Source organism: Paraburkholderia sp. SIMBA_030 (assembly GCF_046535245.1).
GTDB lineage: Bacteria > Pseudomonadota > Gammaproteobacteria > Burkholderiales > Burkholderiaceae > Paraburkholderia.
Map to the genome: position 1 here is coordinate 538,940 of NZ_JAWRXB010000001.1, position 21,035 is coordinate 559,974.

Here is a 21,035-nt window from a genome sequence, read left to right on the forward strand (position 1 = left end):
GCCAGATCATCACGCTCCTTTCGAATTCTCGGCGAGCGCGATCGCGCTGCGTAACTCCGCGCGCCCAGGTCTGGACGACACCCCGCGCAACAGAAAGTGGGACAGCGACGGGATCAGAATCAGCGCGCCGATCATGTTTGTGACGAACATGAAAGTCAGCAGAATGCCCATGTCGGCCTGAAACTTGATCGGCGACCATGCCCACGTGACGACCCCCGCGGCCAGCGTGACGCCCACCAGCGCCACCACCTTGCCGGTGAACTGGACCGCTCGACGGTAGGCGTCCCGCAGCGGCAAGCCGGCGCGCTGATAGTTGAGCTGTACAGACAGCAGATAGAGCGCGTAATCGACACCGATGCCCACGCCAAGGGCGATTACGGGCAAGGTCGCCACCTTGACGCCGATGCCCAGCATCACCATCAGCGCCTGGCATAAAACTGAAGTGATCGCGAGCGGCACCAGTGCGACGACGGCGGCACGCCAGCTACGGAACGTAATCAGGCAGAGCAGGACAACAGCCGCGTAGACCAGCAGCAACATGCGCTCATTCGCTTCCTTGACGACGATGTTGGTCGCGGCATCGATACCTGCGGAGCCAGCGGCCAGCAGGAATTGATGGTCCGGGTCCTTGTGCGCATCCGCGAAACGTTGCGCAGCGTCGAGCACGCGATTCAGCGTAGCCGCCTTATGATCGGTCAGGTAAGCGATGATCGGCATCGTGTTGCAGGCCGCGCTGATCAGATCGGGGCGATCAAGTAAAACCTGGAAGAGCGAGCGATTCAGGATCGACGGCGTGCGATTGATCGTGAACCACTTCGGATAGCCTTCATAAGCACCGGATGTAACGAGCCGGGTGAGCGACGCGGCCGAACTCGTGGTCTGCACGCCGCTCACGTTTTGCAATGCAATCTCGAGACGATCGACATCGGCCAGCATCCGATAATGATCCGCGTCGCAATTGGGCTGTGACGATTTTCCGATCACCACGAACATATCGCTCGACAGGCCATAGTGCGCGTTAATGAAGGCATTGTCGCGGTTGTAGACCGAGTCCGCCCGCAATTCGGGCGCTCCCGCGTCGAGATCGCCGATCTGCAGACGCTGGCTGATCGCGAAACCGGCTGCCGCCAGCAGCAAGGTCACGGCGATCGCTCCCGACGCCCAGCGCCGTTCGGTGAAACGATCCAGCCAGTCCCACAGGCTCGCGATGCGTGAGCGGCTACCCGCTTCGGCGGCCTCTTCAATCAGCGTGCGCTGCGCGGCGGCGGGACTCACCCCGACATACGACAACAGCACCGGCAGTAGCAGCAGATTGGTGAAGACCAGCACGCCCACGCCGATGCTGGCTGTCAGCGCCAGATCCTTGATGACCGGGATATCGATGATCGTCAGGACAGCGAAGCCCACCATGTCGGCCATGAGGGCGGTGAGACCCGCGAGAAAGAGCCTGCGGAAGGTGTAGCGCGCCGCCACGTACTTATGTGTGCCACGCCCCACGTCCTGCAGGATGCCGTTCATTTTCTGCGCGCCATGCGACACGCCGATGGCGAATACCAGGAACGGCACCAGCACGGAATAAGGATCTATGACGAGACCCAGCGCCGTGACGATGCCGAGTTGCCACAGGACCGCGACCAGCGAACACGCGACCACCAGAAACGTGCTGCGCGGACAGCGCGTATAACAGAAAATCACGCCGAGCGCGATGGCCGCCGCAATACCGAAATACGTCATCACCTGCTTCAGACCGTCGATCAGGTCGCCGATCAGTTTGGCAAAACCCACGACATGGACGCGAATGTTGTCGTGCTGCTGCGTGCGTACCATGTCGTCGAGCAGATGCGAGAACTGGGCATAGCTGATCGGTTTGCCCGCCGCGTCGCGCTCGAGCAGCGGCACCACGATCATGCTCGACTTCAGATCGTTGGCGACCAGCGAACCGGTGATGCCCGCGCGCGCGATATTGGTTCGCAACGCGTCGATCGCCGCGGGCGAGCCGTTGTACGTCGACGGCATGACCGGGCCGCCCGCGTAGCCTTTCTCGGTCACGATATTCCAGCGCACCGCCGGCATCCAGATCGATTTGACCCACGGCCGGTCGACACCGGGCATGAGGAATACCGCATCGTTGATCTTTCTCAGTGCTTCCAGATACGCGGGATCGTAAATGTTGCGCTGCGTGTTCTCGACCACGATCCGCAAGCTGTTGCCGAGCCCCTTCAGATCGCCCTTGTTCGCCAGGTAGTTGCGGATGTACGCATTCGACTGCGGAATCATCTTTTCGAAACTGGCGTTGATCTGCAGCCCGGTCGCCACCTTGATGCCGAAAAAGACCGACAGCACCGCGCACAGCAGAATCAGGACAAGTCGATGATTGAAAACCAGTCGTTCCAGCGCATTGCCGGAATTCGAGTCGAACGCGCTGCGCTCCCGAACCACGGGCATGGAACTGATCTGTTCATTGCTCTCACCGACCATCTTGTTCTCCCTATCCCGCGATCACTTGATTACCGCGATGTTTTTTACGCCCCCGGCGCCCACTACCACAACGCCACCGCGAGCGAGGCTCGTACCGTCCCAGAGCGACCAGGGTTGCCCCGCCGCATCCGCCGCACTGAAGCTGGCGCCGCCGTCCGTGCTGATCAGCACGCGTCCATCCTGGCTGAACAACGCAAGCCGCCCGTCGGCAAGACTCGCCCCGCCCAGCAGACTGGCTTCACCGGGAATGCCGACCTTGGTCCAGGTTTGCCCGCCGTCCGCGCTGCGCAACGCATTGCCACGCAGGCCATAGAGAATCAGGTTCTCAGGTGTGCCGAAGATGCCGAAAAAGCTGCCCTTGTACGGCACCGGAATCTTGACGAACTGTTGTGAGGTCTCGTCGAGGCGCATGACCAGCCCCTGTTCGCCGACCACGTACAACACATTGCCGATTCTGCGTATCGCATGCAGATTCAGTGCGTCCTGTTCGTTTTCGGTGTGGTCGAACCACGGTGTCCAACTGGCCCCGCCATCGTCGGTCTTGAAGATGAGGTTGAATGAACCGATGATGAAGCCCGTGCGTTCGTTATCGAACCAGACCGACAGAAACGGCCGCCCCGGGCCGTCGTTGACAAAGCGCCGCGCTTCCTCGAGTCCGGCTGCAACTTTCGGGTCTGACTGATCCCGCTTCTGGTAATAGGCCAACATCGAGGCGGCCGCCGACCGGCCGTCGAGCTGCCTGCTCCACGTTGTCCCTCCGTCGGCGGTGTGCAAAACGATGCCGTCCTGACCGCTCGCCCAGCCCGCGCGCGGCGAAACGAAATACACCGAGACCAGGTCCGAGCTCACCGGCGCGGGAACCTGGCGCCAGGTCCCGCCATTGTCGTCGGAGAGGACGATCAGTCCGCGCAAGCCGACCGCGACCAGCCGGTCTCCGGCATGGGCCACGGCAAGCAGCGGTGCTGTCTGTGCATGCGGGTTGGCCGTGGCCGGCGTGTCGATCGGATCGGCGAACGCGGCAAGCGCCGGCTGCGAAACGGTCAGCGCGAGGGTCAGCGCGAGCGCCGACACTGCCGCGTTCATAGAGGTACTCAGCATCATGTCTCCTTATGCCCGCCTGATACTCAATGGCCGCGTTGGGCGAAACCCGCTGCGGCCCTGCCTCTCCAGGCTATGCTGCCGGCAACGCGCGAGGCGTCAGCGGATGCCGGTCGACTGCATTCGTTCAGGCGTGAAAAATCCGTTGGGAAAGTCCACGTTGAAGAAAATGCCGGCGGTATCCGCAGGATGACTGCCCAGCAGATACACGCCGCTGTTGAAGTCGAAGAACCAGTTGCCGAGTGAATACGGTACCTTGGTGTCGTAGGCCGGTACCGTGTCGGCAAAGCCGCCTCGATACAGTTTGCCCGCCTGATCATAGGCATCCATCATGCCACCGCCCAGATCCTCGTCCGAATAGATGATCTTTTTGCTGTAGAGGTGCCGGGCACCGGGTTTGAGCGTCAATTCAAGTATGCGCACGCGGTGCAGCTCCCAGCGGATCAGGTTGGCATTGGGGAAATGCGGTGTCAGCATGTCCTTGTCCGGGGTCGCGTATTGCCACTTGTAGCCGTTGTACGGAATGTACATTTCCTTGGTACCGAGCATCTTGACCTTCCAGCGATCGAGCTTGCCGTACATCAGCTGGATATCGTCCATTGTGATCACGCCCGAGTAGCCGGGGTTCGGCGTATCGTAAGCGAGGTCAGGGGCGACGCGTGTGCGACGCTGGCCCGGCGAATACGACCAGCCCGGCCAGTCACGCGAACTCGCGGTGTAGTCCCAGAACAGTGATGTCTCGCCCTTCAGGCGTGCGGGCGCGGCGTAATCGTTCTGCACCTGGTACCAGACGCCATCCGTCTTCTTGAAGCCGTCCCGGCCGAGAGTGGGATCGTAGTACGGAAAATAGATACTACTTTTGAACGAGCCCGTCAGCACCGGGCTGCCTGCGCTGTCCATCAGCCAGGTATTCACGAAGTTCTTTTGCCTGGTGCCGACGTAGCGCATGATGTAATTCCAGAGCGCTTCCTCGCCGGTCTTCGGAATCGGGAAAGGAATACAGCCAAAGGCGCCTTCGATATCCTGTCCGCCGTTCGTCAGCTTGGCCTGCACCGCATTGATCTTGCAATTTTCACCGTACCAGTCCGGAAACGACGCGCTGCGATGGGTCGGATAGACCATCATCTTGTAATCGGGAAAGCGCTTGAACAGTTCCTTGGACGACTCGCTCAGCTTGTCCGCGTATTCTTGATAGTTCTGCGCCGTGATCGTCAGAATCGCTTTTTCGCCGGCAAACGGGTCCATCCACTTGCCGCTATCAGGCTTGAACTCCGCAGGCGCCTTGGCGATGCCGCCCGTGTATGCCGGAATCTGACCGTCCGTGCTAGCTGCGGCGTCCGCGCCGAATAATGTAAGCGACGTGCCTAGCTTGGCGGCCTCTTCGGTCGATACTGCCGCGTGCGGGGTGGAACCATAGGTGGCGGCGATCAACACAGCCGTCAGTAACTTTGGGATGTTCATTTGCGAATGTCCTCTGAGGTACCAGATAGTCGGCTTTGGTTAAAGCGTGGTCTGATAAGTAATCCCGATCCAGCCTTTGTCGGAATACGGCGCGCCGTTCACATTGGTCGCTGTTTTCTTCCAGTTGGTATAACCGGTGTAGGTGAGATTCACAATGTGCTTGTTGTAAATCGTGAATTTCAGCCCTACCTGGTAGATGTTGCTGCCCTGGTTGCCGCCGTCGACAGTCGGTGTATTGCCGTGGATGTTCCATTGTACGAACATCGGCAGGTCGAGATCGACGCCGGGAAACACCTGATTCCAGTGCGGTGTGAACGACACGCCGAAGGTATAGAAATTCCTCGTCGAACAACCCAGTGCGACCGCATCGGCAGCCTTCGTGCAGGCGGCGGAGTAACCGGGAGAATTGAAGTTCTGCGCGCCCGAGGTCACCTTGATCAGGTGGGCCGCCGCGATTTCCATCGCGAGCGGCGCCTCGTTCCAGAGCAACGACTTGCCGAGGTAGGTGGTCGTGTTGATCAGTGCGTGCAACGTATCGCCGCGCGCGCCTTCGAGCGTGCCCGGCGTGCCGCTGCCGCCCGAAGCCAAAGGCGTATTGCGGCGATACGACACTTCGGCGCCGACCGCCGTGCCGGCAATCGTGCTGTTCACGCCGAGGCCCAGCAGCTGAACCTTGTTCGCGTAGATATCCTCGGCCGTGAAATTGTTCGCATTGAACTGAGCAAACCAGGGCGTCTTGTAGCTGAAGCGGCGATAGGTCAACTCCACTGTGCTCGAGAATTTTTCAAAGCGATACTTGGTTTCGACACCGATATCCCCGATCTTCCCTTGCGGTCCCTTGACGTTGTAGATCGGGAAGTTCGGCCCTGCATACGCGGCAATCGGCGGCCCATAGTCGATGGAGTCCGACCCACCGAAATAGGTGCCGCCTTCCGGAAAGCGGTCGTGCGCCCATTCGAATGTGTAGTAGCCGCTCAATTGCATCCGGTCGGTCAACTGGGCCGACATGGCGACCTGCCCTGTCGGCAGCGACAGTTCCTTTAGCGATGCCCCGGGGCTTTGCGTCGCGGCGATCAGGTTTTGCGGCGCCTGAGACACCGCGACCGAGTTGACGCCGCCCACGGAGCCGATCAGCGATTGACCCCAGATTTGCGCGAGGCGCCCTACCTTGATGTCCACCGGAACGGGGCCCGCATTGACGGTGGTGAATCCGAACGCGTCGCGCACCTCGGCCGATGGTCCGATGTAATACTTCTTGATGTAGCTGGTGTAGTTATTCCCCGGGTAATTCGCGACATTCGCGAGGCCCGGCCCGCTCTTGTCCTTCCCTGAATAGGCGGCGTCATACCAGCCAGCGACGCTGAACCGGAAGCCGGTCGTCCCCTTGTACTTGAAGTCGAATTCGCTCGTCACGTCGAGCCGCGCAAGTATGGTCTGGTAGCGCCTGAAGGTGTTGTCGCCTTCGTCGTAGCTCGGGTTGTTACCGATCGCCGGGTCGATGCCCTGCAGGCGTAACCCGTAGTTCGCGCGAACCGTCGTATCCAGATCCATCTCGATGTCCGGATTGGGCGTGGTAAACGTGAACGCATGCACTCCGTTCGCAAAACTGCCGCAAACACCAGCCAGCAGCATCGCTTCAAAACGACGCCGGTAAACGGCCCCGCCTTTGAAAATCCGATTCATTTCTGTCTCCTCCGTGAGGACATTCACACGAGTTCTATTCGTTGTATTTTTCGAGCCGGCCTGCTTCCCACATTTGAAGCTCATCAAAAATTTGAATGCTGTTCAAAATGGTAAACACCGCACCGTGGGGTGTCAATAGTGTTTTCCAGTAGAGACCCGGACTCTTGCGCACAGGTGCGCCGAGCTTCGGCCGGTCGCTTGAGACGTTAGGAATCCGTCTAAAGTCTCACGAATGCGGAATCGATTCGCGCGGCTGGCGAATGCCGATGCCGGCCGCGGCGGCCCCGTCACAACGGGACAAACAGAGCTGCCGCGGGCGCCCACCCGGGGATGCCTGACGAAATGCCATGACGAAGGCCGTCTCGCCGGTCGGCGTGAATGCGAGGATCCACGCGCTGCACGGCTTGTCCGCGGTGACGACTGATCCTGACGCCCGGACAGGCCGCCGATCGTCATCGCATGTTGTTCACTTCACGTCCCAGACCAGCGGCAAATGGTAGAGCGTGCCGTTGACGCCGCCATGCACGCCGGCTCTGGCGCCGGGCTTGAGTGAAAAATCGGGGATGCGTTTGAGCCACTCCTGGAGGAACACCTTGATCTCGACGCGGGCGAGGAACGAACCCGGACAACGATGTGCCCCATTGCCAAAGGTGGAATGAATCGGTGTCGGACGGTTGAAGTCGACTTCGAGCGGGTTCTGGAACTTGCGCTCGTCCAGACCGTGCAAGGTTGTCGGTATGACGATCATGTCGCCGGCCTTCATCTGCACGCCCTGATATTCGAAGTCGTGCGCTATCTGCCGTCCCTGGTTGACCACCGGAAAGCGGCGCAACAACTCGTCTACCGCTTTCTGCGTCAATTCCGGGTGGTCGATCAGTTGTTTGCGATGCGCGGGACTTTTCGCGAGGAAGTTGGCAATGAAACCCATTGCGGAAGCGACCGTATCGAGGCCACCGATCAGGACGAGGCCGCACAGCCCTTTAAGCTCCTGGTCGCTAAGAGCACGACCGTCAATCGTCGATTGAACGATCCGGCTGATCAGATCGTCTCCGGGGTTCGCACGGCGCTCGGCGATTTTCACGCCAAGGTATTCAAAGATCGCGCCGAGCGCTTCAAGCTTCTGCCCGGACGAGGCAGGCCGCACCATCTTGTCTGCAAGGCCCAGCAAATAGCCGCGATCTTCCGCGGGCAGCGCCACCATGTCCATGAAAATACCGATCGGCAGATGTTGCGCAAACTCGGAGACGAACTCACACTCGCCCCGCGCATAAAAGCCTTCGATCAGCTCGATTGCCATTTCGCGGGCCTTTTCCTCGAGCTTGCTGATCGCTTGCGGCATGAAGGCGGGTGCAATCAGCGCGCGGTAGGCGGTGTGTTCGGGCGGGTCGAAAAAGATCGGCGGCAGCGGTGCGTGATCGACCAACGGCACCGTCAACTGGCGTGACGAAAAATGCTCGTATTCCTTAAAGATGCGGTAGATGTCGTCGCCGCGCGTCGCGATCCAGTGTCCCCCGTTGCGCGGCGTCCAGAAGATATCGGGCACGGCGGGGTCGTGAAGTTTCTTGAGCGCGAGATGATAGTCGTCGGCGGCGCCGGGCGGATTGTATATGTCGAAGTCGACCACCAGTTGCGGCGGTACATGCGCGGGAATCGGCGCCACTTCGGGCGTCGTGAGTTGATGGATCTCTGACATTCGATGTCTCCTTCGTGATTCCGGGCCAGTTGACGGTTCACACAAACGCCACGCCAATAGTTTTTGAATGACGTTCACATATGTATCATACATTCTCTACTACTGGAACGACATGAAAGCGGGACGCGCGAAGCTGGACGAAGGCGCGCGGCGCCGCGTTACACGTATGTTCCATAGCGTTCCAGATGGTGCTCGGCGTCACCCCATGTCATGTCAATGCAGGTCAGCCGCTTGAAGTACCAGCCGATCGGAAGTTCGTCGGTCATGCCCATTCCGCCGTGCAACTGCACCGCCTGCTGGCCCACGAAACGGCCGCACCGGCCGATCAGGTTCTTGGCGGCGGATAACGCCCGGCGCCGCTCGCCGGCATCCGCCCCGGCCAGCCGCGATGCGGAGAAGTACACCACCGAGCGGGCCTGCTCGACCGCCGTCAGGATGTCTGCGGCGCGATGCTGAAGCGCCTGGAACTCGCCGATGGGTCTGCCGAACTGGGTCCGCGTGCGCAGGTAGTCGTAGGTCATCTCGGCCAGCTTCGCCATTGTTCCGACCGCTTCCGCGCATAAAGCGAACAGCCCGTGATCGACGGTCCATTCAAGCAGCGGATAGCCGTCGCCGATCGCGCCTAACACCGCGTCGGAGCCGACCGACACGCCTGAAAAGCACACTTCGGCGGCCCGCTGCCCGTCCAGCGTCGGGAAACCCCTGAGCGTGACGCCCGGTGTCTTCGGGTCGATCGCGAACAGCGTAATGCCGGCCGTGTCGTCCTGCGCGCCGGAGGTGCGCGCCGACACCAGCAGCAGGTCGGCGCTATCGCCGTGCAAGACCACGCCTTTGCGACCATCGACGACGAAACCCTGATTCAACGGCTTCGCGGTCGTCGTTATGTTCGGCAGATCGAAGCGCGCACCGGGCTCGAGGGTGGCCAACGCCGTTTTCAGGCGGCCAGCCGCAAGCTCGGGCAGCCAGCGCTCCTTTTGTATATCGGTGCCGGCGTGGCTGATCAACCGTGCGCCAAGCACCGCGGTCGAGAGATAGGGCTCCAGCACCAGCGCTCGACCCAACGCCTCCATCACGATCATGGTCTCCACCACGTCCGCGTTCATCCCGCCGTATTCGTCCGGAACGTTGAGCGCAAGTAGGCCCATATCGGCCAACGTGCTCCAATGCTGTTCGGACCAGCCACGCGGCATCGCCGATAGCCTGCGCCGCGCCTCGAATGAATATTCCTTCTCCGCGAAGCGGCCCACCAGGTCGGCTAGCATCTGCTGCTCTTCAACGAGCGTGAAATCCATGATCTGTCCTCAGATGCCAAGCGCCAGTTTGGCGATGATATTTTTCTGAATCTCAGTCGAACCGCCGTAGATCGAGATCTTGCGCCAGTCCAGATAGTGCGGCGCCAGTGCGTTGAGCAGTTCGCCGTGCGCCGTGGCGTCCGCGCCTTCGCTCCAATCCGGCTCGAGCGCCTGCTGCACAAACGGTACCGCGTACGGCCCCGCGCATGCCATGATCAGTTCGGTCAGTTCCTGCTGGATTTCCGAACCGCGGATTTTCAGCACCGAGGCCTCGGGCCCAAGCGGGCGACCGGCTGACTCGGCGGAAATCGCCCGCAACAACGACCATTCGTGCGCGATCAGATCGATCTCGACCTTCGCGATCCGGTCGCGAAACCGGATATCGTCGATCAGCGGCTTGCCGTGCTTCAGTTCGGTCCGCGCGATTTCCTTCAGCCGGAGCATGAAGCGTTTGCAGTTGCCGAGCCCCGCAATATTGGTGCGCTCATGGCCGAGCAGATATTTGGCGATCGCCCAGCCGCGATGCTCTTCGCCGACAAGATTGCGAACTGGCACCTCGACGTTCTCGAAGAACACCTCGTTGACGTCATGACCGCCGTCGAGCGTTTTGATCGGCCGCACGGTAATGCCGGGCGTCGTCATGTTGATCAGGAGGAACGAAATGCCTTCCTGCGGACGGCCATCGCCGTGGGTTCGCACGAGACAGAAAATCCAGTTGGCCCACTGCGCAAACGAAGTCCAGATCTTCTGCCCATTGACGATATAGAGCGGCTCGCCGTCGCGCGAAACGTACTCGGCGCGCGTCTTCAGCGAAGCGAGATCGGAGCCCGCGCCCGGCTCGGAATAGCCCTGGCACCACCAGTCCTCCATCGACACGATGCGAGGCAGAAAATAATCACGTTGCGCGGGCGTGCCGAATTTTTGCAGCACCGGCCCGACCATCGACAGACCGAACGGCATCTGACGCGGCGCGCCTGCGGTAAAGCACTCTTCATCGAAGATATTGCGCTGCGTGGCGTTCCACCCGGCCCCGCCGTATTCGACCGGCCACGCCGGCGCACCCCAGCCATTGGCTGCGAGGATGCGCTGCCAGCGCACGTAGTCGTCGCGCGGCAGGTGACGGAAATTCAGCACGCGGTCGCGAATATCCGCAGGCAGCCGGGCCGTCACAAACTCCCGCACCGACGCGCGAAAGACCTTATCGTCGCCACTTTCTTGCAAATCCATCAACCCTCTCCTTTGACGATCGGCTCGCCCCGGACCGGCAAGCGGTCCCACGCTCAGCTGATTTCGACAACGCCGTTGTTCAACACGACCACGTCGCGTGAATCGACGCGTGCCCGCACATGCATGCATGTGTCGCTCTCGCGCCAGAACTGAAAACGGATGACTTCGCCCGGATAAACCGGCGAAGTGAGTCGTAGCGCAAGCCGCCTGAGCCGTGCCGCGTCGTTTCCCGCCAAGGTGCGAATCGCGGCGTAGCCTGCCATGCCGTACGTCGCGAGTCCGTGCAGGATCGGTTGCCTGAAGCCGGCTTTCGTCGCGACTTCGGGATCGGCATGCAGCGGATTCGAGTCGCCGGAAAGACGGTAGATCAGCGCGGTCTGCGCCGAGGTCCCAAACTCGAATTCGTTGTCGGGTGCGCGCTCGGGAACGGGCGGCAATGCTTCAGGCGGCGCATCGCTCTCGCCGGATTCCACGCTGAAGCCGCCGTCGCCTCGCAGGAACGAGACCTGCCGCACTTCCGCGAGCCGCTCGCCGCTCGCCGCTTCGGTCAGATCGCGCCTGAGTTCGACGATCGCGCCCTTGCCTGCGCCCTTATCCGAAACGAGGCTCACACGCGTCTTGCTGACGATGGTGGCTGCCGTCGGCATCGAGCGGAGGAAGCGGACGTCCTGTTCGCCATGCACCAGCTTCAGATAGTCGACACCGGCGCGGGGGTCGCGCATCCACGACCTCGGCCATGCAAACGCCGCGGCACAGGTCGGCATCGCCTGCAGGTCTTTCTCGTAGACGTAGCGAAGTTGCGCCGCGTCGAGAGGATCGCCACCGATGCCAAGACCCAGCGCGTACAACATGACATCGCGTTCGGTGTACGTCTGGGTGACGTCTTCAATCGGCCAGTTCTTGACCACTTCGTACTTCAGCATGACTTTGCCCCGTAACGTATCAGTCGTCGGTGAAATTCGGCTTGCGCTTCTCAAGGAAGCTCGCGATGCCTTCCTTGTAGTCGTCGCACTGATTGGCGACGGGCATGTCCAGTCCGGCAGCCATGATCGCTTCATGGGGCGTCTGAAACGGCACCTCCCATAATTGCGCCTTCATGACACGCATCGAGCGCGGCGAGCAGTTCTCCGCGAGGTCTGACGCATACGCATAGGTTTCGTCCGCTAGCGTGCTGGACGGGAACGCACGGTTCACGAGCCCCATCCGCTCGGCCTCGACTCCCTTGATCTTGCGTGCCGACAGCAGCAGATCAAGCGCCCTTGCGTGCCCGACGTGATGCGAAAGTATCCACGCCATGCCATATTCGGCAGTCAACCCGCGACGTGCGAAAGCGGTGGTGATCGTGGCATCCTCGGCCGCGAAGCGGATGTCGCAAAAGAGCGCGTGAATCAGGCCGATGCCGACCGTTGCCCCATTGAGCATCGCGATTACGGGCTTCGGTATCGCCGGGTAATACGAACAGCGGGTTTGCCAGTCGGCGCGCTTGCGCATATCGAATGGACGCGGCAGCTTGGTCATCAGCGCATTGGGATCGCCGCCAAAGCTATGGATGTCGCCGCCAGCGCAGAATGCCTTGCCCGCACCGGTGAAGACGATGACGCGTACGCCGCGATCGGCGCCCGCGGCCTGCATGGCGTCGTACACCTCGGTGGCCACCGTGTCGTTCCACGTGTTCATCTGTTCGGGACGGTTCAGCGTGATCGTAGCGATCCGGTTCTTCACGTCGTACAGAATGGTCTCGTAGCTCATGGCTATCTCCTTCGATTGGCGCCGCTCAGAACGAACGCGGCATGTCCAGCACGTGTTCCGCGACGTAAGACAGAATCAGATTGGTCGAGATGGGCGCCACCTGATAGAGGCGGGTCTCGCGGAATTTGCGCTCCACGTCGTATTCGCAGGCGAAGCCGAATCCTCCGTGGGTCTGCAGGCACGCGTTAGCGGCCTTCCATGAAGCGGTGGCGGCGAGGTGCTTGGCCATGTTCGCTTCGGCGCCGCACGCCTCGTGGTTGTCGAACATCTCGCACGCCTTGTAGCGCATCAGATCCGCCGCCCGCACGTCGATATACGCTTCGGCGATGGGGAACTGCACACCCTGATTCATGCCGATGGGCCGGTCGAACACCTGGCGTTCTGACGCGTACTTCGATGCACGATCGACGAACCAGTAGCCGTCGCCGATGCACTCGGCGGCAATCAGCGCGCGCTCCGCATTCAGACCGTCGAGGATGTACCTGAAGCCCTTGCCTTCCTCGCCGATCAGGTTCTCTTCGGGAATCTCGAGATTGTCGAAAAACAGTTCGTTGGTCTCGTGATTGACCATGTTCGGAATCGGCCGTACGGTCAGCCCGTTGCCGATCGCCTGATGCAGATCGACCAGGAAACACGACAGACCTTCGGATTTCTTTTTCACGTCGGCCAGCGGCGTGGTACGCGCCAACAGGATCATCATGTCCGAGTGCTGCACACGGGAAATCCACACCTTCTGGCCGTTGACCACATAGCGCCCGTCTTTCTTCACCGCCAGGGTTTTCATTTTGGTGGTGTCCGTGCCGGTGGTCGGTTCGGTCACGGCCATCGACTGCAGACGCAGTTCTCCGCTGGCGATCTTCGGCAGATACGCGCGCTTTTGCGCCGCGGAGCCGTTGCGCAGCAACGTGTTCATGTTGTACATCTGCCCGTGGCAAAACCCGGAATTGCCGCCGTTACGGTTGATCTCTTCCATGATCACGGACGCTTCGGCGAGGCCAAGACCTGAGCCGCCGTATTCCTGCGGAATCAGCGCAGCCATCCAGCCCGCGCGTGTCAACGCATCGACGAACGCCTCCGGATAAACCCGTTCGTGGTCGACACGGCGCCAGTATTCGTCAGGAAACGCCTTCGACAGATCGCGCAATGCATCGCGCAGGTCCCGGTACGGATCGGAGGTGGTAGGTCTGCTCATTTAAAGGATTCCTGTCACACGATAAAGCGGCGTTCTTACAGAGCCGGGTCGATCAGTCCGCCCGCGTTAGCGAGCTGGGTCAAATGGTGTTCGGCCGCGCCGAACAGGATGTCGATCACGCTCAGGCGGCGCAGGTAGTGGCCGACCTTGCATTCCTCGGTCATACCGATGCCGCCGTGAAGCTGCACGCCCTGCTGACCGACAAACCGGCCGGCACGGCCAATCTGCACCTTGGCCGCGGCCATGCTGCGCGCGCGCTCCGCGAGATCCGGCTCCTCGCTCATCATGGTGGCGAACAGTGCCATACTGCGTGCCTGTTCGACCATGACCAGCATGTCCACTGCGCGATGCTGCAAAGCCTGCAACGAGCCGATCGCGACGCCGAACTGCTTGCGCACCTTCAGGTATTCAACCGTTTCCTCGTGCGCGGCCGCCATCGAACCGACCGCTTCGGCGCATAGCGCGGCGATCGCCTGCGCAACGACGGTCTCGATCAGTGGCAGCGCCTCGCCGGCCACGCCGATCACATCGTCGTCAGTAACACGCACGCCCGACAGATCGATATCCGCCGCGCGCAGCCTGTCCTGCGTCAGATATTCGCGGCACGTCAGACCCGGCGCTTTCGCGTCAACCAGAAACAGCGCGATGCCGTCGCGCTCGCGCCGTGCGCCCGACACCCGTGCCGACACGATCAGCCGGTCCGCGCTGCCGCCGTGAACGACGACGCGCTTGGCCCCCTCCAGTACCCAGCCCTCGCCGCCACGACGCGCGATGGTGGCTACGTCAGCCACGTCGTAGCGCGACTGCGGCTCGGCATGCGCAAAGGCCATCAGCAGCGAACCGTCGGCGACTCGAGGCAGGATTGCCGTGCGTTGCGCGACGCTGCCACCAAGACGAATACAGCCACCGCCGAGCACCACCGTCGCCAGATAGGGCTCGACAACCAGCCCGCGGCCGAATGCCTCCATCACGATCATCGTTTCGACCGGGCCGCAGCCGCTGCCGCCGGCGTCCTCATCGAAGGTCAGGCCCAGCAAGCCCATGCCCGCGTAACGGGTCCATTGCACGCGGCTGAAGCCGTCCGGTTCCGCGAGATAACGCGCACGCTGTTCAAAGCTGTACTCGTCCTTCACAAGCCGGTCGACGCTGTCCTTGAGCATGCGTTGCTCGTCGGTAAAATCAAAGTCCATGGCCGATGCTTCCCCTCGTTGCGATTGGCGCTCAAAGCCCGAGAACGGACTTGGCGAGGATGTTCTTCTGGATCTCGTTCGATCCGCCCACGATCGAAACGTGACGCGCAAAATAGTGATTTGGCGCGATGGTCAACGCCCAGTCGGGCTGGCGAAACGGATCACTCACACCGCGCAAAAAGTCGAGATCGAGCGGCAGCGCGTCGGGGCCGGCCACTTCCAGGAGCAGTTCGGCCGAGCGTTGTTGCAACTCCGAACCCTTGATTTTCAGAATCGACGTCTTGGGATCCGGCACGTGACTATCACGCGCGGAACTTTCGGCGATCACCCGCATCTGGGTGATTTCCAGCGCCTTCAATTCAACTTCGATTGCCGCGACGCGCTCGCGAAACTGCAGGTTGTCCCACAGCACACCGTCGCCACTCGGCACGCGTTTCGCGAGATCTTTGGCGTGTCGAATCCGCATCTTCGACACACCTACCCGCGCAATCCCGCTACGCTCGTTACCGAGCAGATACTTGGCGTAGTCCCAGCCCTTGTTTTCTTCACCAATCCGGTTTGCCACAGGTACGCGCACGTTGTCGAAAAACACCTCATTGGTTTCGTGATAGCCGTCGATGGTGATGATCGGGCGCACCGTCAAGCCGGGCGTCTTCATGTCGACCAGCAGGTAGGTAATGCCCTGCTGTTTTTTGCCGCTCGCGTCGGTACGCACGAGGCAGAACATCCAGTCCGCGTGATGAGCGGTCGAGGTCCACAGTTTCTGGCCGTTGATCACATAGTGGTCGCCGTCGCGAACAGCTTGCGTGCGCAATGCCGCCAGGTCCGACCCCGCGCCCGGTTCCGAAAAGCCCTGACAGAACCAGTATTCGAGACTCGCGATGCGCGGCAGGAACTCGCGCTTCTGTTCTTCGCTGCCGAACGCGATCAGCACCGGGCCGATCATGTTGACGTTGAACGACAGCGGCTCCGGCGCCGGCGCCATATGCAGCTCTTCCTTGAAGATGTACTGCCGCACCGCGCTCCAGCCCGTTCCACCCCACGCCTTGTCCCACGCGGGGGTCGCCCAGCCGCGCTCGTACAGGATGCGCTGCCAGCAGCGCAGGTCAGCCGCGGCGTAGCGTTGACCCAGCTCTGCCTTGCGGCGGATGTCTTCCGGCAACGCTTCCTTGAAAAAGGCTCTCACCTCATCGCGGAATGCCAGTTCTTCATCGGTGTATCGCAGATCCATGAGTGTCTCGTCTCGATTCATTGCCGCGACGCGCGCGGCCGTCCATTCTTTTTGTCCCGCTCATCGGCCTCTCAGGCCAACGTTCCCGCTTGCTTCAGGTCATTGATCTGGTGCGCGTCGAGCCAGCCAGACAGCGCGGCATCCAGCGTTGCCGGGTCAGGTGCTTCGGGCGGCGTCGGCGTCGTGGGCACGGTGGCCGAAAAGCGCGGCGCGGGCGCGGGCTGCACGATCCCGTCAACTTCGATAAAGGTTTCGCGCGCCCTCAGATGCGGATGCTCGGGCGCTTCGCACCACGACAGCACCGGCGCGAAACACGCATCGGAATGTGCCAGCAAGGTGGTCCACTGTGCGCGGCTGCGGGTCTTGAACTTAAGCGCAAACAAGGCGCGCGCGGCCGGCCAGTTGCGCTGATCGAGCTGGGCGCCGAGGTTATCCGGAGAGATATCGAGCAGGCGTAGCAGTCCCAGATAAAACTTGTCCTCGATCGGACCCACCGTGATCCATTTGCCGTCGGCGCATTCGTAGACATCGTAGAAATGCGAACCCGAATCGGTGATATTGGTGCCGCGCTGGTCAGACCAGATGCCCGCAGCCTGCATGCCGAAAAAGGTCGTGGCCAGGTTCGCCGTGCCATCGACAATCGCCGCGTCCACCACCTGACCCGCACCGCCATCGCGAGCGTGAAGGATGGCGGCAAGCAGGCCCATCGCCAGATACAGCGAGCCGCCCGCGTAGTCGCCAATCAGGTTCAGTGGTATCGAAGGCGGTTGGCCGGATCGGCCGATTGCGTTCAGCACGCCCGTGATCGCGATGTAGTTCAAATCGTGCCCGGCATACTGCGCAAGCGGCCCCTCCTGCCCCCAACCCGTAATGCGTCCATAGACCAGCTTCGGATTGCGCGCCAGACACGCTTGCGGGCCGAGTCCCAGGCGCTCGGTCACACCCGGGCGAAAACCTTCGATCAAGGCGTCGGCGCCTTCCACCAACGTCAGCACGAGTTCGATCGCGGCCGGGTCCTTCAGGTCGAGCGCAATCGTCTTACGGTTGCGCAGCAGCAGGTTGTAACGCAAAGGACGCTCGACACCGAGCTTGACCGGTTGCCGCCGGTCGATGCGCAACACCGTCGCACCGAGGTCCGCGAGCAGCATTGCGCACATCGGGCCCGGCCCGATGCCGGCCAGCTCGACGATCTTGACGCCAGCGAGCGGCCCCATGCTCAGCTTTTCCTCGCGTGGGCACGCATGGCGTCCCACTGTTCGTCGCTCCAGTCCTGCATCGCGCGAAACGTGGGACCGCCCACGCCCTGCATCCAGCGGCCGCCGTCGATCACGATCATGTCGCCGGTGATGTAGCCGGAACCATCGGAGGCCAGGTACGCGTACAGATCGGCAAGTTCGGCATGGTCGCCGAAGCGCCGCAGCGGCACGCTGCGATCCTGCGATTCGACCTGTGAGCCAGGCGGATAAAGCTGTTCCCACGCGCCTTCGGTTGGAAAGAGACCCGGCGCCACGGCGTTCAGACGAATCCCCTTTGGCCCCCATTCGACTGCGAGACTGCGCGTCATGGCGAGCACGCCGGCCTTGGCGGCCGCCGACGGTACGGTGAAAGCCGAACCGGTCATGGTGGGTGTCGAGACCGTGCTGATCACGTTGCCTTTGCGTCCGGCCTCGATCCAGCGTTTCCCCGCGGCAATTGTGCAATAGAAGCTGCCGTGCAGCACGATGCCGAGCACCGCATCGACCGCGCGCGGCGACAGCGTTTCGGTCCGCGCGATGAAGTTGGCGGCGGCGTTGTTGAGCAGCAGGTCCAGCGGGCCGGCGCTCCAGATCGTGTCCATCATCGCCTCGACCGACTCGGCGCTGCGCACGTCGGCGGTGATCGTGGTGACGCGCGCACCACTAATCGCAGCGCGAAATTCGTCGGCGGTGGCGTCGAGCACTTCCTTGCGACGCCCGCAGATCACCAGCTCCGCGCCGAGTTCCAGATAGCGCCGGCCAATGCTTTTGCCGAGGCCCGTGCCGCCGCCGGTGATCAGAATCTTTTTGTTCCTGAGTAGATCGGGTGTGAACATGGTCGGTGTACTTCCGTAAAATCCAGGGACAGAAAACTAGGCGCAACAAGACGAAGCGGCACAGGCGCCGTGACGCTCAAGTGCCGGTAAACACGGGTTTGCGCTTCTCCATGAACGCCGCCACGGCTTCAGTGTGGTCGCTGGTCTGCCGCGTCAACGGATTCAGATCGACTTCCATCCGCCACGCGTCTTCGATCGAACTGCCTGCGTTGACAAGGCTTGCCTTGAGCAGCGCAAGCGTAACGGGCGGATAGCTGGCGAAGCGCGCAGCCTGCTGGATCGCCGCGTCGAGCGCGCCGCCCGGTTCGGTGGTCTGATCGACAAGGCCGATGCGCAGCGCCGTCGCCGCGTCGAACACGTCCGCCTTCAACATCAATTCGCGCGCCTTGCCGCCGCCGACCTTCTGCGGCAACGTCCACAGCAGGCCGGTGTCAGGCAGCAAGCCCATCCTGGTGAACGCGCAGCAATATTTCGCCGCACTGCTGCTCACCGCGAGATCGCACGCGGCAGCCAGCGATAGCCCGGCGCCGAAGCACGTCCCCTCGACTGCTGCGACAACCGGCTTGGTACCGGTGTAGATCAACCGGAACAGTCGCACGCCGACGGCAATGCGCTCGCGCAGTTCAAGCAGCGTTGGCGTGGCCGCCTGCATTTCGGACAGGTCGCCGCCCGCGCAGAAATGGCTGCCCGCGCCAGTCAGAACGATCGCGCGCGTGAGCGCGTCCTCGTGAAAAAGGCGCTGGAACACTTCGATCAGCGCAACGCGCATCGCCATCGAAAAAGCATTGCGGCGCTGCGGGTAGTTCATCGTGACAACAGCTACGTCACCCTCGTGACGCACCTGCACAATATCGTTCCGTTCGTCCGTGCCCGGTACGCCGCCCGCGCCGATCGGCGCTTCATTTCGCTCGACACTCATCGGAGCCTCCCCAACGTTCATTGACCGGTAAACACCGGCGTGCTCTTGTCGAAAAACGCCTGGCATGCGGACTGGTGGTCTTTGGACTGCCGCAGTAGAGGCTGATAATCGATCTCGGCACGCAACGCCGCGTCCATCGTGGTAGCGCCGTCGGTCAGCGCTGCCTTGAGCAGCGCCACGCCCAGCGGTGGATGAGCGGCGAGGCCGCGGGCCACTTCGATCGCCGCAGCACGTGCGGCGCCCGGTTCGACGACCTCGTTCGCGAGACCGATCTCACCGGCCCTGACACCATCGATCTCCGTCGCGAGCGACAGCATTTCTCTCGCGCGCGCCATGCCGATTTTTTCCGGAAGCGTCCACAGAATGCCGGTGTCGGGAATCAGCCCGACCCGCAAAAACGCCGCGCAGAAGCGCGCATTCGACGCCGCCACCAAGTAGTCGGTTGCCACTGCCAGCGACAGCCCCGCGCCGAACGCCACGCCTTCGACAGCAGCTACAACCGGCTTTGCGCCCGCCAGCATATCTCGCACGACGACGCACGATTCAGCCAGGATTTCGCGGCTTTGAAGGATGGTCCGTTGCGTCATTTCGGAAATGTCGGCGCCGGCGCAGAAGTGCTCGCCCGCGCCGGTGAGCACGATGGCGCGCGATTCGGGATCGGCCGTCAGCAGGCGATGCATCGTGTCGCGCAGCGACTGACGCATCTGCCGCCCCATTGCATTGCGGCGACCGGGATTGTTCAACGTGACGATGGCCACGAGGCCGTCGCGGGTCACCTCGATCGACGCGGGCGCCTGGCTCTTGTCCGTCTGCTTTTCGCTCATGATGGGCTTCCCCTAGTCGGCCACGAATACCGGTTTGCGTTTTTCCATGAAGGCGCTGACGGCCTCCCGGTGCTCGCGGCTGCGGCGCAGGATGGGCTGCAGATCGACTTCGGTTTCGATCGCCTGATCGAGCGTGCGGATGCCGGTCGCCAGCGCCGCTTTGAGATGCGCCGTGGCCACCGCCGGGAGCGCCGCATACTGGTCGGCGATTTCCAGCGCGGCGGCAAGCGTCTGACCCGGCTCGACGATCCGATTGGCAAAACCGATCTGCAAGGCTTCCGTGCCATCGAATTCGCGGGCGCTCAGCATCAGCTCGCGCGCCCGCCCACCGCCGACACGCTGCGCGAGAGACCAATAGAGTCCCGTATCCGGCATCAATCCGACTTTGACGAACGCGCTCGCATAACGTGCCGCCGATGCGCTGACCACTACGTCGCACGCAGCGGCGAGCGAAAGGCCGGCGCCAAATGCAAAGCCCTCGACGGCGGCGACGATGGCCTTCGGCCCTGACACCATCAGTTCGAAGATTGCGAGCGGCAACTGGTTGCGCTCGCGGTATTCGAGCACCTTGCGCGGCTTCATCTCCGAAATGTCGCCGCCCGCGCAAAACGTGTCGCCGGCGCCTGTCAGCACGATCGCCCGGCAACCGTCCTCGTGGTGCATCAAGTGATGCAGACGCTCATACAGCGTCTCGCGCATCTTGAGCGAAAACGCGTTGCGCCGTTCGGGGTAGTTCAGGGTGACGATTGCGACCGTGCCGTCATGCCGGACCTGCACGATCTGTGTCGCGTCTTCGGTGGTCTGTTCACTCATCTGTCTGTCTCCTGTCGATCAGAGTTGGCGCTTTAGCGCCTACTCTGATCCCATGCAAAGCTGTCGATCAGAGTTGGCGCTTTAGCGCCTTACTCTGATCCCATGCAAACCTGT

17 protein-coding genes are annotated in these 21,035 nt (G+C 61.9%); all 17 read right to left on the reverse strand.

Features of this window, described 5'->3' with window-relative positions; all coding sequences use genetic code 11:
* Window positions 1–9: 9 nt before the first annotated feature.
* Window positions 10–2,478 carry an efflux RND transporter permease subunit gene (locus SB772_RS02385; protein WP_410831676.1) on the reverse strand — a complete coding sequence of 823 codons (2,469 nt, stop codon included), beginning with the start codon at window positions 2,476–2,478 and terminating at the stop codon, window positions 10–12.
* A gap of 21 nt (window positions 2,479–2,499) precedes the next feature.
* A complete protein-coding gene (locus SB772_RS02390; RefSeq protein WP_410831677.1) occupies window positions 2,500–3,579 on the reverse strand; it encodes a WD40/YVTN/BNR-like repeat-containing protein in 1,080 nt (359 codons plus the stop codon).
* Window positions 3,580–3,675: 96 nt separating this feature from the next.
* A complete protein-coding gene (locus SB772_RS02395; RefSeq protein WP_410831678.1) occupies window positions 3,676–5,037 on the reverse strand; it encodes a DUF1329 domain-containing protein in 1,362 nt (453 codons plus the stop codon).
* Window positions 5,038–5,076: 39 nt separating this feature from the next.
* Window positions 5,077–6,720, reverse strand: coding sequence for a DUF1302 domain-containing protein (locus SB772_RS02400; RefSeq protein WP_410831679.1), 1,644 nt, complete (start codon window positions 6,718–6,720; stop codon window positions 5,077–5,079).
* Window positions 6,721–7,186: 466 nt separating this feature from the next.
* On the reverse strand, window positions 7,187–8,413 hold the full coding sequence (locus SB772_RS02405) for a cytochrome P450 (RefSeq protein WP_410831680.1): 1,227 nt from the start codon (window positions 8,411–8,413) through the stop codon (window positions 7,187–7,189).
* Between the two features lie 158 nt (window positions 8,414–8,571).
* On the reverse strand, window positions 8,572–9,705 hold the full coding sequence (locus tag SB772_RS02410) for an acyl-CoA dehydrogenase family protein (RefSeq protein WP_410831681.1): 1,134 nt from the start codon (window positions 9,703–9,705) through the stop codon (window positions 8,572–8,574).
* Window positions 9,706–9,714: 9 nt separating this feature from the next.
* On the reverse strand, window positions 9,715–10,932 hold the full coding sequence (locus tag SB772_RS02415) for an acyl-CoA dehydrogenase family protein (RefSeq protein ID WP_410831682.1): 1,218 nt from the start codon (window positions 10,930–10,932) through the stop codon (window positions 9,715–9,717).
* A 53-nt stretch (window positions 10,933–10,985) separates the two neighbouring features.
* Window positions 10,986–11,855: a MaoC/PaaZ C-terminal domain-containing protein gene (locus tag SB772_RS02420; protein ID WP_410831683.1), complete on the reverse strand. Its 870-nt coding sequence runs from the start codon at window positions 11,853–11,855 to the stop codon at window positions 10,986–10,988.
* 19 nt (window positions 11,856–11,874) lie between these two features.
* On the reverse strand, window positions 11,875–12,681 hold the full coding sequence (locus tag SB772_RS02425; RefSeq protein ID WP_410831684.1) for an enoyl-CoA hydratase: 807 nt from the start codon (window positions 12,679–12,681) through the stop codon (window positions 11,875–11,877).
* A gap of 25 nt (window positions 12,682–12,706) precedes the next feature.
* Window positions 12,707–13,873 (reverse strand): acyl-CoA dehydrogenase family protein, encoded by a 1,167-nt coding sequence (locus SB772_RS02430; RefSeq protein ID WP_410831685.1) that lies wholly within the window; start codon window positions 13,871–13,873, stop codon window positions 12,707–12,709.
* Window positions 13,874–13,908: 35 nt separating this feature from the next.
* Window positions 13,909–15,063: an acyl-CoA dehydrogenase family protein gene (locus SB772_RS02435; protein WP_410831686.1), complete on the reverse strand. Its 1,155-nt coding sequence runs from the start codon at window positions 15,061–15,063 to the stop codon at window positions 13,909–13,911.
* A gap of 31 nt (window positions 15,064–15,094) precedes the next feature.
* On the reverse strand, window positions 15,095–16,294 hold the full coding sequence (locus tag SB772_RS02440; protein WP_410831687.1) for an acyl-CoA dehydrogenase family protein: 1,200 nt from the start codon (window positions 16,292–16,294) through the stop codon (window positions 15,095–15,097).
* 71 nt (window positions 16,295–16,365) lie between these two features.
* Complete coding sequence (locus SB772_RS02445) at window positions 16,366–17,508, reverse strand: CaiB/BaiF CoA transferase family protein (protein ID WP_410831688.1); 1,143 nt, start codon at window positions 17,506–17,508, stop codon at window positions 16,366–16,368.
* Between the two features lie 2 nt (window positions 17,509–17,510).
* A complete protein-coding gene (locus SB772_RS02450; protein WP_410831689.1) occupies window positions 17,511–18,365 on the reverse strand; it encodes an SDR family oxidoreductase in 855 nt (284 codons plus the stop codon).
* Between the two features lie 76 nt (window positions 18,366–18,441).
* Window positions 18,442–19,284 carry an enoyl-CoA hydratase/isomerase family protein gene (locus tag SB772_RS02455; protein ID WP_410831690.1) on the reverse strand — a complete coding sequence of 281 codons (843 nt, stop codon included), beginning with the start codon at window positions 19,282–19,284 and terminating at the stop codon, window positions 18,442–18,444.
* A 17-nt stretch (window positions 19,285–19,301) separates the two neighbouring features.
* Window positions 19,302–20,108, reverse strand: a complete 807-nt coding sequence (locus tag SB772_RS02460) for an enoyl-CoA hydratase/isomerase family protein (protein WP_410831691.1) — start codon at window positions 20,106–20,108, stop codon at window positions 19,302–19,304.
* Between the two features lie 12 nt (window positions 20,109–20,120).
* The gene (locus SB772_RS02465; RefSeq protein WP_410831692.1) at window positions 20,121–20,921 is read right to left on the reverse strand and encodes an enoyl-CoA hydratase/isomerase family protein; all 801 of its coding nucleotides are present in this window, start codon (window positions 20,919–20,921) and stop codon (window positions 20,121–20,123) included.
* Window positions 20,922–21,035 lie beyond the last annotated feature (114 nt).

Excerpts from the sequence above, each read along its gene's own strand:
- SB772_RS02430 (WP_410831685.1), bottom strand. The coding sequence starts at position 13,873 with ATGAGCAGACCTACCACCTCCGATCCGTACCGGGACCTGCGCGATGCA.
- SB772_RS02460 (WP_410831691.1), bottom strand. The coding sequence starts at position 20,108 with ATGAGCGAAAAGCAGACGGACAAGAGCCAGGCGCCCGCGTCGATCGAG.
- SB772_RS02405 (WP_410831680.1), bottom strand. The coding sequence starts at position 8,413 with ATGTCAGAGATCCATCAACTCACGACGCCCGAAGTGGCGCCGATTCCC.
- SB772_RS02450 (WP_410831689.1), bottom strand. The coding sequence starts at position 18,365 with ATGTTCACACCCGATCTACTCAGGAACAAAAAGATTCTGATCACCGGC.
- SB772_RS02440 (WP_410831687.1), bottom strand. The coding sequence starts at position 16,294 with ATGGATCTGCGATACACCGATGAAGAACTGGCATTCCGCGATGAGGTG.
- SB772_RS02390 (WP_410831677.1), bottom strand. The coding sequence starts at position 3,579 with ATGATGCTGAGTACCTCTATGAACGCGGCAGTGTCGGCGCTCGCGCTG.
- SB772_RS02410 (WP_410831681.1), bottom strand. The coding sequence starts at position 9,705 with ATGGATTTCACGCTCGTTGAAGAGCAGCAGATGCTAGCCGACCTGGTG.
- SB772_RS02415 (WP_410831682.1), bottom strand. The coding sequence starts at position 10,932 with ATGGATTTGCAAGAAAGTGGCGACGATAAGGTCTTTCGCGCGTCGGTG.
- SB772_RS02395 (WP_410831678.1), bottom strand. The coding sequence starts at position 5,037 with ATGAACATCCCAAAGTTACTGACGGCTGTGTTGATCGCCGCCACCTAT.
- SB772_RS02420 (WP_410831683.1), bottom strand. The coding sequence starts at position 11,855 with ATGCTGAAGTACGAAGTGGTCAAGAACTGGCCGATTGAAGACGTCACC.
- SB772_RS02400 (WP_410831679.1), bottom strand. The coding sequence starts at position 6,720 with ATGAATCGGATTTTCAAAGGCGGGGCCGTTTACCGGCGTCGTTTTGAA.
- SB772_RS02465 (WP_410831692.1), bottom strand. The coding sequence starts at position 20,921 with ATGAGTGAACAGACCACCGAAGACGCGACACAGATCGTGCAGGTCCGG.
- SB772_RS02455 (WP_410831690.1), bottom strand. The coding sequence starts at position 19,284 with ATGAGTGTCGAGCGAAATGAAGCGCCGATCGGCGCGGGCGGCGTACCG.
- SB772_RS02445 (WP_410831688.1), bottom strand. The coding sequence starts at position 17,508 with ATGGGGCCGCTCGCTGGCGTCAAGATCGTCGAGCTGGCCGGCATCGGG.
- SB772_RS02385 (WP_410831676.1), bottom strand. The coding sequence starts at position 2,478 with ATGGTCGGTGAGAGCAATGAACAGATCAGTTCCATGCCCGTGGTTCGG.
- SB772_RS02425 (WP_410831684.1), bottom strand. The coding sequence starts at position 12,681 with ATGAGCTACGAGACCATTCTGTACGACGTGAAGAACCGGATCGCTACG.
- SB772_RS02435 (WP_410831686.1), bottom strand. The coding sequence starts at position 15,063 with ATGGACTTTGATTTTACCGACGAGCAACGCATGCTCAAGGACAGCGTC.